Source organism: Synechococcus sp. CS-1326 (assembly GCF_025128115.1).
Taxonomy (GTDB): domain Bacteria; phylum Cyanobacteriota; class Cyanobacteriia; order PCC-6307; family Cyanobiaceae; genus Regnicoccus.
In genome coordinates this window covers 15583-29446 of sequence record NZ_JAHLYV010000019.1, presented here as the reverse complement: position 1 = coordinate 29446, position 13864 = coordinate 15583, and the positions used below count along the sequence as shown (strand labels likewise).

4 protein-coding genes are annotated in these 13864 nt (G+C 68.6%); all 4 read right to left on the bottom strand.

Features of this window, described 5'->3' with window-relative positions:
- Window positions 1-8 precede the first annotated feature (8 nt).
- From KQ307_RS06755 to KQ307_RS06740, 4 genes are read right to left on the bottom strand one after another with little or no spacing between them, the layout of a single operon-like run.
- Window positions 9-6500, bottom strand: a complete 6492-nt coding sequence (locus KQ307_RS06755; RefSeq protein ID WP_259727399.1) for a type I polyketide synthase — start codon at window positions 6498-6500, stop codon at window positions 9-11.
- 6 nt (window positions 6501-6506) lie between these two features.
- Window positions 6507-11420, bottom strand: a complete 4914-nt coding sequence (locus tag KQ307_RS06750; protein WP_259727398.1) for a thioester reductase domain-containing protein — start codon at window positions 11418-11420, stop codon at window positions 6507-6509.
- Window positions 11413-12516 carry a glycosyltransferase gene (locus KQ307_RS06745; RefSeq protein ID WP_259727397.1) on the bottom strand — a complete coding sequence of 368 codons (1104 nt, stop codon included), beginning with the start codon at window positions 12514-12516 and terminating at the stop codon, window positions 11413-11415. The genes KQ307_RS06750 and KQ307_RS06745 overlap by 8 nt, the downstream gene beginning before the upstream one ends.
- The gene (locus tag KQ307_RS06740) at window positions 12516-13790 is read right to left on the bottom strand and encodes an MFS transporter (RefSeq protein ID WP_259727396.1); all 1275 of its coding nucleotides are present in this window, start codon (window positions 13788-13790) and stop codon (window positions 12516-12518) included. The genes KQ307_RS06745 and KQ307_RS06740 overlap by 1 nt, the downstream gene beginning before the upstream one ends.
- Between the last annotated feature and the right edge of the window lie 74 nt (window positions 13791-13864).

Below are 13864 nucleotides of genomic sequence, written 5' to 3'. Positions count from 1 at the left end.
GGTTGCACCTATTCACCCCGCAATTGTCGCACCAGATCGTCAACGGGCAGCGCTGCCACCTCTTCGAGCTTCTGATCCCAGGCGAGGTTGGAAGCCACTGACTCCAAGGGCTCAGGCACAGCAGGCTGTGGCGATGACTCCGTCAGGAAAAGCACTTCCACCAGGAAATGATTCACCAGATCATCCACCGTGGGTTTCTCGAAGACCAGCGACTCAGACAGGGAAACACCAAGATTCTTCTCCAGCAGCACATTGAATTCAAGCGCCATCAGCGAATCGAGCCCCATGTTGAAGAGTGGCTCGGATGCATCGATCTGCTCCGCTTCCGCAAGACCCAGCACCTTGGCCAACTGCTCCTGGACAAACCTTCTCAGCACGGCCTGGCGCTCGATCGCAGGGGTGGCCTGAAGCACGGCCAGAAGGGCGGGTGGGCCCGCATCGCCAGGCGATGACGCCCCTGGCGCGCCACCGGCAAGCAGGTTGGCGAGCAGGGCCCGCTGTCCCCGGGGAGCCTGGCGGAGCAGACGCTCCCAGTTGATGTTCAGCACCGCCACGCTGCCACGGCTGCTCCTGTTCAACAGACGTTCCAAGGCCAGCAGGCAGGCCGCAGGAGGCAGCAGAGCAACACCCAGGGTCCTGAGCCTCTGGCGGTCCCGCCCGGCCATCGCCGCCGCCATGCCCTCCCCCTGCCACGGACCCCACTGGATCGACAGACGGTGGCCCCGCGCCGCCCGGCAGGCCGCATCGAGGGCACCGTTGGCGGCTGCGTAGCTGCTCTGGCCCGGGGAGCCCAGCAGCGAGGCCATCGAGGAAAAGGCCACACCGAAGTCGAGCGGCTGCGAAGCCAGGGCCGCCTCGATGGCGTTCCAGCCACCGTGCTTCACCGCCAGAGCCTCCGCCAGACGCGCCGGGGTCTGGCGATCGATCAGGCCGTCATCGAGCCGGCCGGCCGCATGGAAGAAGCCCCGCACCGGCCGCTCCAGCCCGTTGAGGCCCAGCCGCAATCGATCGGCGGCATCGGCCGCCATCAGATCCACCGCCAGGCAATGCAGGCGCACCCCCCGGCGCTCCAGGTTCTCCAGCAGGGCCCGGGCAGGCGGTGGGGGATCGGCCAGGGAACGGGACACCAGCACCAGCTCCTTCGCCCCCTGATCGGCAAGCCAGGGCAGCAACTGCCGACCAATCCCCCCCAGGGCGCCACTGACCAGGTAAGCCCCATCGCCATCAACCCTCAAGGCCGGCGGTCGGGGGGGCTGGCTGATCACCACCTTGCCGGTGTGGCGGGCCTGGGCCATCAACCGGAAGGCCTCGACGCTGCGCTCGTTCGGGAAGACGGTGACCGGCAGCGGGGTGAGCTGGCCGTTACCCAGCTGCTCGATCAACTGCAGCAGAAGCCCCCGGATCAGCCCAGGTGAGGCCGCCGCCACCTCCAGCAGATCGAAGGGCAGGTAGCGGGCATCGGGACGCCGATCCCGAGCCTGCTGGCGGCTCCAGGTCTCGATCTTGCCGAGTTCGATGAAGCGTCCCCCCCTCGCCAGGGCACGGAAGCCGGCCTCCACTCCGTCGCCCTTGAGGCTGTTGAGCACCACGTCGACGCCCCGGCCGCTGGTGTGCTCCAGCACCTGCTCGGCGAAGGCGAGGCTGCGGGAGTCGAACACCGCAGCCACTCCCTGGGCCAGAAGTTGCTCCTGCTTGGCGGCGCTGGCCGTGGCCAGGATTCGGGCCCCGCAACGGCGCGCCACCTGCAATGCCGCCTGGCCCACGCCACCGGCTGCCGCATGGATCAGCACCGTTTCACCGGGCTGCAGGCCAGCCAGATCCACCAGCCCATAGTGAGCGGTGAGGAAGGCAGTGGTCACACTGGCGCCCACTTCCGGGGTCATCGCCGCCGGTAACGGCACCACCAGTTCGGCACGGCAGCACACATGGCTGGCCAGGCTGCCCACGGCCAGGGCCGCCACCACCGTCTGGCCGATCAGTTCAGGGGCAACCCCCTCACCGCAGGCCACCACCTGGCCGACGCACTCACCCCCGAAAGGCACCCGGGCTTCCTCATCGAGCCCGAGCTGACGGCTGTAGGTCCGCAGCAGGCCAAGGGCATTGAGCACATCACGGAAGTTGAGGCCGGTGGCCGCCACGGCCACCAGCACCTCACCCGGTGCTGGCTCCTGGGCAGCCACGGGCTCCGCCCAGAGGGTTTCGAGGCTGCCGAACGAAGCAATCGCCCAGCGGAACCGATCAGCAGGGAGGGGCATCAGGCGCTCAACCCGGGCGGCGCCGTCCTGCCAGAGGATCGCCGCCTCCCGCTCCGCCAGCTCCCAGAGCAGCGGCCAGTCAGCGGGGCCCGGCGCCAGGGCCCGATCCTCCGGCAGCCGCAGCCGGCTCCAGCCCAGCTGCGGCTGCTCCAGGGCTGCGGTTTTGCTGAAGGCTTCCAGGGCGCCCTGGGCCGGACCCTCCCCCTCCAGCACCACCATCATCCGGCGGGGCTGGGGGGTGCGGCTGGAAGCGCTGCCGAGTTGCTGGGCGATCACCAGCAGACCCTCCAGCGCCTCCTGCACTGAGAGGGTGCGCAGATCCGGCCAGAACAGCACCGGGCCCGGACCTGGCACCGTCTCGCCCAGATCAAGCCGGCCGGCCTCACCACCCTGCTGGGCTGTCCAGGCCTGGAAGCCGGCGGCCTGCTCCCCAACGGCTCCCACCAGCCAGGGCGCCTGGGGCGAGCGGAGCGGCAGCGGCTGGGGTGTTGGTTGCTGTGGCTCCGGCGGCAAACTGGTCCAGACGCTCTGATAGAGCCAGTCGGCAGGACTCTCGCCCCCGCTGCCTGCCTCCTCCGGCAGGGGAAACAGCCAATCGAGCGCCTGCCGGGGCAGCCGGCGCAGACGGAAGCCAGCGATCCAGCCGATCACGGCCTCCGCTCCTGCCAGGCTCGGATCGAGCAGCAGCAGATCGGCTTCCACGAAGGCCGCCTCGTCGTTGGCGACCAGTTGCACCTGGACCTGCAAACGATCCGGCAGCGGCAACCGGGCCAGCCAGAGGCGATCAAAGCCGACCGGCAGGAAGACCTGGCCGGCCGCAGCGGCAGGATCCAGCGTGGCCGCCACCACCTGGAGGCAGGCATCAAGCAGGGCCCAGTCTCTGGCGCCAGGCGGGCGGACCAGCTCGGCCCAGGCCTGGCCCAGCTCCTGCCGGAGCCCGACCACCCCTCGGAAGCTGGGGCCGTACACCAATCCGATCCGCTCGAGAGCTGCGTAGAAGCCGGACAGATCCACCGCCGCGGCCGTGGCGGGGCAGGCGCAGGGCTCGAAGGGCGCCGGATCCGGATCGCCTGACCCAGGCAGCAGGCCTCCGCCATGGAAGCTCCAGCGGCGCTCCGCCTCGACGGGCCCGGGGCCGGAGTCGGCCTGCTCCAGGCTGTGAAACTCAAAGGTCCGGCTGGACGGACCCTCGCTGATCACCAGCTGCAACCGCAGCGGGGAATGACGCAGCTTGAGACTTCGCTCCAGCTCCATCCCCTTGATGGCCAGGGGGACGCCCTCCTCCTGGAGCTGCTGCAACACAACGATCAGGAAGCCGGTGGCCGGGAACACCACCTGGCGGCGCAGGGCGTGATCTGCCAGATCGGCCGGCTGATCCGCCCGGAGCACGGTCTCGAAGCGCTGCTCCCGGCCACCGGGGAGATCGAGCCGCCGCATCTGCCCATCGTCAGAAAAAGAAGGGGTGGAGCGGGCCGCCACCTCCCCCGGTGACGCCAGAAGCTGATCCAGCCAGAGGCTGGCCGCTTCCTTGGTCTGGCCGTAGACGGGCCACCAGAACCGCTGCCGCTGGAACGGGTAACCGGGCAGATCCACCCAATGGTGAGGGAAAGGCCGGTGAAAACCGATCCAGTCGACCCGGTGGCCCTGAAGGTGCAGCTGGGCAAGGCTGGACAACATGACCCGGACATCCTCAAGACCGGGCCGCAGGCTGGGCAACCAGGTCAGGGCCGGGTCCGGCAGACATTGCCGCCCCATGCCGGTGAGGGTGGGTCGGGCGCCGATCTCCAGGAAGGTCTGGGCACCCTGGGCCGCGAGGCAATCCATCCCCCGGGCGAACTTGACCGGACGGATCAGGTGATCGCACCAGTAGGAGGGATGGGCGATCTCCTCACCGGCCAGACGGCCGGTGAGATTACTGACCAGGGGCTGGCGGGGAGGGTGGAAGCGAAGCTGGGCAAGCTCCTGCGCGAACGCGTCGAGCATCGGGGCCATGGCCGGCGAATGGAAGGCATGGCTCACCGCCAGGCGGTGAACCGCCAGCCCCTGGGCCTGGGCCTGGAGTTCAAGCCGATCCAGGGCCTTCAGCGGCCCGGAGAGCACCGTGTTGGCGGGCCCGTTGCTGGCAGCCACGGTGAGCTCGGGGTGCTGCTGCAGCAACCGGTCCAGCTGGTCGGCCGTGGCCAGCAGGGCCAGCATGCCGCCACCGGCGGGAAGCTCCTGCATCAGGCGCCCCCGCGCCACCACCAGCCGGATGGCGTCTTCCAGGCTGAACACCCCAGCCAGATGGGCGGCCACCACTTCGCCGACGCTGTGGCCCATCAGCAGATCGGGGCGGACTCCCCAGCTCTGCCAGAGCTGGGCGAGGGCATAGCCCACCACGAACAGGGCCGGCTGGGTGTAACGGGTCTGGTTCAGGGCGGAGGCGGCCGCCTCTTCCAGGCCGGCCGCCGGGTAGAGCACCCTGGCCAGGGGCTGGGGCAACAGCGGGTCGAGCAGGTGGGTGCAGGCTTCGAACGCCGCCCGGAAGACGGGATGGTGACGGAGCAGCCCCTCGGCCATGCCCAGGGTCTGGGATCCCTGGCCGGTGAACAGGAAGGCGAGCTTGCCGGGACGCCGGGCGGCCTGGCCCCAGCTGATCCCCTGGGGCTCCTCGCCGGCAGCGAAGCCAGCGAGCTGCAGCAGCAGAGCGGCGTGATCCGGGGCCAGGCAGACGAGTCGACGCGACAGCTGGCTGCGCCGCTGGTTGGCCGTGGCGCAGAGATCAACCAGGGGAAGACCGGGCTGGTCCCGCAGCAGGCTGGCCAGGTCGCCTGCTTTCTGCCGTAGGGCCACATCGGAGTGGGCCGAGAGGCAGAGCAACTGGAGCGGCTGGGGCCTGGGGGGGCGGGGTTGCGAACTCGCCGCGGCAGGTTCCGGCGGCTCGCCGAGCACGACATGGGCATTGGTGCCGCCGAAACCGAAGGAGCTGACCCCCACCACGGCCGGCCGATCCGCCTGCGGGAATGGCTCCAGCGAGGTCTGGACCTGCAGCTTCAGCCCGCTGAAATCGATGTCGGGGTTGGGGTTGCGGCAATGGAGGCTGGCCGGAAGCTGGCGGTGACGGACGCAGAGAGCGGCCTTGATCAGCCCGGTGATGCCGGCAACGGTTTCGCCGTGGCCGAGGTTGCTCTTCACCGAGCCCACCCGGCAGGGCTGGTCGTGGGGCCTGCCTTCCCCGAGCACCGTGCCGAGGGCCTGCAACTCCACCGGATCGCCCTGGCGCGTTCCGGTTCCATGGGCCTCGACGTATTGGGCGGCGGCCGGATCAATCCCGGCCCGGGCAAAGGCCTGGCGCACGCAGATCACCTGGGACTGCAGGTTGGGCGCCACCATGCCGTTGCTGCGGCCATCGGAATTGACTGCCGTGCCTTGGATCAGCGCATAGATCGCATCCCCATTGGCCAGGGCCGCTGAGAGGGGCTTGAGCAGCACCACTCCAGCGCCCTCGGAGCGGACGTAGCCATCGGCACTGGCATCGAAACTCTTGCAGCGGCCATCGGCGGAGAGCAGCCCGGCCTTGCAGAAGCCCATCTGGCTGCCAGGGCTGATCAGGGCCTGAACACCTCCGGCCAGGGCTGCCACCGCCTCGCCCCTCCAGAGGCTCTCACAGGCGAGATGGACAGCCACCAGTGACGAGGAACAGGCCGTGTCCACCGAGAAACTCGGACCCTTGAAATCGAAGAAATAGGAAAGACGGTTGGCCGCGATCGAGCTGGTGTTCCCCGGCAGCACGAAGGGCTCGTTGTCGGGAACGGCGTAGTTCTCGGTGGAACTCCACAGAACGTTGATGTAATCCGCCGAGGAGATCCCGATGAACACTCCCACCGCCTGGCCACGCACGGCTTCCACCGGCTGCCCCCCATCTTCCAGGGCGCGCCAGGCCACCTCCAGCAGGAGCCGTTGCTGCGGATCCATGCAGATCGCCTCCCGGGGTGAGATCCCGAAGAAGGCGGCATCGAACTGGTCGATGGCCTCGATGAAGCCCCCGTGCCGCACGTGCTGGTGCAGCGGGCGCTGCGGATCGGGATCGAAATGGCGCGCCAGATCCCAGCGGTCCGGTGGCACTTCCCGGATCACATCACGGCCCTGGATCAGCAGTTGCCAGAAGTCGGCGGGTGAATCCACCTCCCCCGGCAGGCGACAACCGATCCCCACGATCGCGATCGGCTCCGGTGGGCGAGGGACGTGGGGCTCAGGATTGCTCAAGGATCTCTAACCGGGATGGCCGGAAAGGGCCCTCAGAAACAGGCCGGCATACCGCTCGATCAGCTCCTCGCGACTGGGGCAGACCACCCCGAGCGCCTGGAGCACGGCCTCGGTGCGCTCGCAACTGGGCCTGGAGCGCAGGCCCGGCATCAACAACTGGGAATAGGTGAGTTGTTCGCTCCCCCAGCGCTGCGAAAAGAAGGGAATCAGGGGGTAGAGCGGATTGGTGGGCTGCTTTGACAATTCCTCCAGCCAGTCCTGCAAGGGAACAGCCTTGGGGCTCTGATCACTGAAACCCTTCAGCAGGTCGCTCCACAGCACCGGCCGGGGGTGGTTGAGGTGGAACACCGCCCCGGCATGCTCAGGCTTCCAGGCCAGAACGCCGACGGCGTCACTCACATAGTCGACCGGCACCAGATCCAGCTCCGTCATCACGTCGAGGGTCTGGCCCAGCTCCAGGCAACCCCGCACCAGGCGGTGGATGTAGTCGTCGGCATTCCAGGCACCCGTGCGGGAGTGACCGCCGATCAGGGGAGGCCGGTACACCGTGACCGGCAGGCCCCTGGCGGCGGCGGCCAGCATCAGGCGCTCACTGACCCACTTGGTCTGGGAGTAGCCGAGCACAATCCCCCGCCATTCGCTGAGGTCATCGGATTCGAGGATCTCCTGATCGCGGTAGGCGGCCGCCTCGGCCACTGCGGTGCTGGAGATGAACTGCACCGGCAGGGGGCGGGGTCCCGCCACCGCCAGGCGCAGCACTTCCAGGGTTCCCCCCACATTGGCGGCCCGAAGCTGGCTGTAGGGGAGGGTGTAGCTGAGCTGGGCACCGTTGTGGAGGATGCCGTCCAGTTGGGCGGCCAGGGCGTTGAAGCCAGCGGCCTCCAGGCCGAAACGAGGCCTGGCGAGGTCACCGGCGACCCCGACGATTCGCTCAGCATCGGCCTCCCGCCACAGCCCATAGCTGCGCAGATTGGCCTGCACCCTCTCCCAGGCGCCATGGTCGGAATCGGCGCGGGCCAGGCAATGGATCCTGAGATCGGGCCAGCGCTTCAGTTGGTCGGCCAGCAGATGGGCCCCCAGAAAGCCAGTGGCCCCGGTCACCAGCACCGCCCGGCCGGGGCCGTCCTGCCCTGGGTCGTCCAGACCAGGGGCCGGGGGGTTGAACGGCCAGTGCCAGTCGGCCGGCAACACGGCTTCGGCGGCCAGGTCGGTGTCCGCAGCGACGCCGTTGACGGACGGACTGCCCCCTCCGATCAGCAGGAGCAGGTGGCCGGCCAGGCTCCCCAGAGTGGGATCCCCCGCCATCGCTCCGAGACCCAGGCTCACCCCCAGGCCGGCCTGGACCGCCGTGGCCAGCTCCACCGCCATCATCGAATCCATGCCGAGCAGCTGGAGGTCGGTGCCGGCCTGAAGATCGGCGTGGTCGTAGCCGCCCAGCTCGGCGAGCACATCGGCCAGGCAGCCGAGCATGGCGGCTTCGGCCGTCGCCCCTTCCAGATTCCCCTCCAGCTCCCGGATCACGGTGAGCTCCTGGGTGAGGGCCCGGAACCGGGGCACGAAACGATCATGGGCCTGCTCCTCTAGCTCCACGACCACTGCCCTGGCCTCGCTGCTGCCCATCCAGCGCTCCAGGCTGGCGAGGGCCTGGTCGGGCTTGATCTTGCGCAGGAAATCGGCCGTTCCCGCGGCCATTCCCTCTCCGGCCCAGGGACCCCAGTTGATGCTGAGGGCGGGCCAGCCCTCGGCGCGCCGCTCGGCCATCAGGCCATCGAGAGCTCCATTGGCGGCACCGTAGGCCGCCTGGCCCGGCGAGCCCAGCAGGCCGGCCACGGAGGAATAGCAGAGGAAGAAATCAAGCGGCAGGCCCCGGCTCAGCCGGTCAAGGTGCTGAGCACCCAACACCTTGACGGCGGCAACGGCGGCGCATCGCTCGGGGGTCTGATTGATCAGCAGGCCATCGTCCAGCACGCCGGCGGCATGGATGATTCCCTGCAGCGGCAGGCCACTGGCGGCGATGCGGGCAAAAACGGCCTCGAGGCCAGCGCCATCGGCCACGTCCACGTTTTCCACCGCCACGCGGGCTCCAAGAGCTTCGAGTTCGGCGATCACGGCCAGCTGGGCGGGATTGGCCGGCCGCCGGGCCAGCAGCACAAGCTGGCGGCTGCCTGCGGCGACCAGCCAGCGGGCCGTGGCCAGACCCAGGGCCCCCAGCCCACCGCTGATCAGCACGGTGGCCGCGGCCCGCAGGGCCGGGCCAGGGGCCACGAACAAATCGGCCGGCGCCGGATCCAGCGACACCCGTTCCACCGCGCCGGCCTGCAGCCGTCGTTCTTCAAGCGTGGCCAAGGCGGGCCCGGTCAGCAGCAGGTCCACCAGATCGGCTCCGGCGGGATCGCACCACAAAAGGGCGCCGCCCTGGGGTCCGGCTTCCCGGATCCAGCAGCGGGCGAGAGCTGCCAGGGCCTCACCACCGGCCTCGTCTGAGCCGCTCAGGGCCCAGTGAACGGTTTCAAGGCAGGCGCTTCGCTCCAGCAGGCCCCGGAGCAGCGGGAGCCATTCCTGCCAGAAGGGCTGCCCGGCCAGGGCTTCGGCCGCCGGCGGCCGGAGAGCTGTCAGCAGCACGAGCGAAGGGCGGCTGCGGGCGGCTGCCTCACTCGTCTGTGGTTCATCCAGCCAGGCATCGAGGCCGTCGAGATCGGGCAGCCAGCAGGCCCCGTTGCCGAGGCGCTCCGCCAGGCTCAGGCCGATCGCCGCCGTTCCCCCGAGCAACACCAGGGGGGCGGAACCTGTAACAGCTGGTTCGAGCGTCTCCAGCGCTGTCCAGCTCCGCCAACGGTCGAGCTGGAAAGCCGCTTTGGCGTGAATCCGATCATGCTCCTCGATCCAGAACGTTCCCCGCTCGAACGGAACGGTGGGAAGCACCTGACGGGGCCAGAGCCTGGCGGGGGAGAGCGGACGCCAATCGAGCTGGCAGCCGGCCAGCCAGAGTTCAACCGCGCGGCTGATCCCTGGAGCCTCGAGCGGAAATCGCAGGCCATAGCCATGGGCCGCGAGTTCCTCGCTGGCGGCGCCGGCTTCCACCAGGCGAGGCCGGGACGGCAACACCGCGAGCGTGGTGGCCAGATCAAGCGAATCAGCCCCATGAACCACCGCGCCGGGTTCGACGCCGAGCCGCAGCCAGTCCGCCACCCAGCCAGCGGCACCGGGCGAGGCAGATCCGACAAGATCCCAGGCCAGGCGGGGCGGGGAAGCAGGCGCCTCACCCCAGAGCAGCGCTGGCACCTCTTCCCCATCCAGCCAGCCCGCAAGGTCGGCCGCCGCCGCGATCGGTGTCGCCGCCTTGAGGGCCAGCCGCCAACGCAGGCTGCGGCGGCCCTCCCGACTGGTGGCACAGACGGCCTGCCAGTTGGCCTGAGCCACTCCGGGCAACCAGCGCACAAAACGCTCCACCAGCTTCTGAAGGCTGGACTCCGTCGAGGCGGAGAGCAGCAACCAGTCGTCAGCCGCGGGGGAATCGGCGGGGGCTGGGATCAACTCAGTCGGGGCCTGTTCGACGATCACATGGGCGTTGGTGCCGCTCCAGCCGAACGAACTGACCGCCGCCCGGCGCAGACCGCCCTGACGGGGCCAGGGTTCGAGGACCTCAGGCAGCCGAAGCGCCCACTGATCCCAGTCCATGAGTGGGGTGGGTCGGCGCAGGTGCAGGTGGGGCGGCACCAGCCCCTTCTGAACCATCAGGATCCCCTTGATCAACCCGGCGATTCCGGAGGCCCCCTCCAGGTGGCCGATGTTCGTTTTCACCGAGCCCAGCAGCAGCGGAGCATCGCGATCCGGACTGGCATAGATCGGGGCGAGGGCCTTGAGCTCGATCGGATCGCCCAGGGCGGTGCCGGTGCCATGGGCCTCCAGCACATCGATCTGATCCCCCTCCAGCTGAGCCAGGGCCAGGGTCTGACGCATCAGGGCAGCCTGGGCCTCACCACTGGGGACGGTGAGCCCGGCCGTGGCGCCGTCCTGGTTCACCCCACTGCCCCGCAGCACCGCCCAGATCGGATCGCCGGCCGCCATCGCATCGGCCAGCCGCTTCAGCACCACCACCCCACAGCCCTCGCTGCGCACGTAGCCATCGGCGGCCGCATCAAAGGATTTGCAGCGGCCATCGGCCGCCATCATTCCGCTCTTGGCCAGGCAGAGGCTGTTCACCGGCGAGAGGATCAGGCTGACGCCACCGGCGAGGGCCAGGTCGCAGCCGCGATCCCGCAGGGAACGGCAGGCCAGGTCCACCGTCACCAGGGAGGAGGAGCAGGCGGTGTCCACCGCCAGAGAGGGTCCGGTCAGGCCCAACAGATAGGAGAGCCGGCCCGGCGCCATGCTCAGGCTGGAGCCGGAGGCGAAATAGAGGTCGAAGCGCTCGTCACCGACTTCGCTGCGCAGCTGGCGCCAGGCGTAATCGTTGGTGCAGATGCCCATGAACACCCCCGCGGCCGTGCCCTTCAACCGATCGGTGGCGATGGCAGCCGTTTCCAGGGCTTCCTGGGCCACTTCGAGGATGAGCCGCTGCTGGGGGTCCATCGCCTGGGCCTCCCGGGGGGAGACGCCGAAACCGGCGGGCTCGAACTGGTCGACATCCGCCAGAAAGCCACCTCGGCGGAAATGCATCTTCCCGGGCCGACCCGGGCTGGAGTCAAAGAAATCCTCGATCGGCCAGCGGCTGGGGGGAACCTCACTCAGCCCGTCTCCCCCCTCACAGAGAAACGACCAGAAGGCTTCAGGACTGTCGAGATTGGGCTTGCCTTCGCCAGCGGGGAACCGGCAGCCCATCCCGACCACGGCGATCGGTTCGGCCTGGAGCAGCTGACGCTGGTCGTGGGCCTTCTGGGCCAGCAGGGCCAGCTGAAGTGCAGAAAGACCCTTAACCATGCAATAAGTATTTCATGACCCTCTCAGGATCGGCCTGGAGGGCGCACTGCCGGTAGCGGAGCCGCAACAGCTGATAGCGGGCGGGGTCGGCCAGCCAGCCCCCAACCACGGCAGCGAGATCACAGGCCCGCTGGATGGACGTGGCGAGCCCTCGCTCTCGGAAGTACCGCAGGGCCAGAAGCTCCTGGGGCATGCACCCGCCCAGGTGATGAAAGATCAGGGGACAGCCCAGCAAGAGGGCTTCGGTGGCGGTGCGGGCCCCTGGCCGACTCACCATCGCCCAGCAGCGCCGATAGAGGGCCGCCATCGCCTCAGGTCCCTGGAAATCAAGGGCGGTGACCGCCAGGCCGGGGTGGGACTCAGCCCAGTGCTGGACAGCATTCTGAAGGTCTTTTCGGTGTCCGCACAGGGCCACCACCTCCAGCTGACCTCCCCAGGGAAGCAGCTGCTCCAGCAGATCCAGATGGTTGCCGGAACCGTTGGCACCTGAGCCCAGCACCAGCAGCGGCAGGCCAGGAAGGGTGAGCGGTGCCGCCCCCCCGGCGTGGAAGGGCTGCTGGAGCAGGGGGCCCAGCACCGCAATGCGCTGCTCAGGAAACAGTCGTTTCCGCAGCTCAGCCGCCACAGGCTCGGTGATGGCCCAGAAGCCGTCGGCCGTTCGGGTCACCCAGTTGCGGGTGAAGCCGAAGCCCCCATCCACTTCTGTGCAGCAGACGATGCAGCGCAGCTGGGGACCGACGACCCGCTTGGCCAGATCGAAATGGCCCCTGTTCGTGTGGGGATGGGTGGAGATCAGCAGATCGGGCAGGCAGCGACGCAGCACCTCCACGAAATGGCCGCGGCCGATCAGAACGGTGCCGGGCTTGGTGAAGTCTTCCGTTTCGAGAATTCGCCAGTAGATCTTATGAAGCCAGGGCGCCTTCTTCTGAATCCAGTTATAGAGATTTGTGGCATCACTGTTATAAGCACAGGTGTCTTCATGGAAGAGCACCGTCACATCCACGTGGGGCACCTGAATGCCAAACCAGGAAACCAGGGCATTCGCCGCATTCTGATGAGCCGTGCCTGCCCGGGAGGTGAGGATCAGAACGCGCATCAGAAAAGCGTTACAGCAAGGCGTCCCTGCCGCTTGATATGTTCCGACTGCCAGACAAGAACCACCAGCAGCAACCAACCGACCCCCAACAGGCCGATCGCCATCGGTCTGCCGGCCGAGGACCCCACCGTCTCCCGGATCCAGCCGGGCCAGAAGGTCCAGGTCATCGCCGGCTGGAGAAAGCGATCGACCAGCAGGGCACTGCTGGTGAATGCCGCGAGTCGTGCGCTCCACTCCATCGCAAAGCGCGCCGCAAACAGGCGTGGCTGCTGTTCAACCGGGATCACCGCCTGCCAGAGGCACTGCAGGGCCGCACCATTGATCGGCAGGCACACATGAAAGACGGCAAGGCCGAAGAACCAGAGCACGGGCAGCCTTTCGAACACCACCAGGCCAGCCCCGATCAGGATCACACTCTGGAAGGCCAGGCCTGAAAGCAGCGCCGACGCCCAGTGCCGGCGCTCCACCCTTCGCCAGCCGAGCACCCCCAGCCCAAACCCTCCCGCCCCGACCAGCAGGGCGACCCCTAGGCGGGTGGCACCACTGGCGGTGAGCACCCAGGCGGGAAAGAGGATTTCGCAGGCCGCCATCGCGAACGACACCGTGGTGCCCAGCAGCAGCAGCGGGCGGGTCAGGGGGTTGGCCCAGAGCTCCGACACTCCGGCCCGCAGACCAGGCACCCAGGTCTGGCGCGGCTGCAGGGGGGCCAGTGCAGCCCTCGGCCACCGGACCAGACCCACACAGGCCAGCGCCACAAGACAGGTTCCACCGTCAAGGGCCAGGGCCCCCGCCAGACCGCCGACCCCCACCAGCACTGCTCCCAGCAAGGGGGCCGCTGCCATCACCAGTCCGTCACCGCTGGCGAACAGGCCGTTGGCCCTGCCCAGCTGCTCGATCGGAACCATCTGCGGGATCAGGCTCGCGAAGCAGAGCACCAGCGTCGCTTCCGCGACGGCAGCGACAGACAGCAGAGCCAGGATCAGGCTGAGGGGAGCCGCCTGGCGGTAGAGAGCAATCGCCAGCAACAGGGTGACGGTTCCACCCAGGCCGTTGGCGAGGAGCATGACGCGGCGACGGGGCCAGCCGGCCAGCCGGCGACCGAGCAGAGGCAACGCCAGCAGCTTGGCCAGCAGGATCACGATCGCCACCGTCGTGAAACTGGCGAGCTGGCCATCCCGCTGGAACAACCACAGACCAAGCGCATAGAGGCTCGTCTGGGTTCCGAAGTTGGAGACCAGCTGACCTGCCCACAGAACGGTGAAGGCTTTCGGCAATCGGCGGCCCTGCAGGGAGGGCCGGATCCTAGGTACCGGCAAAGGCCAGGCCCTACGGTGCCCGAACGGACACA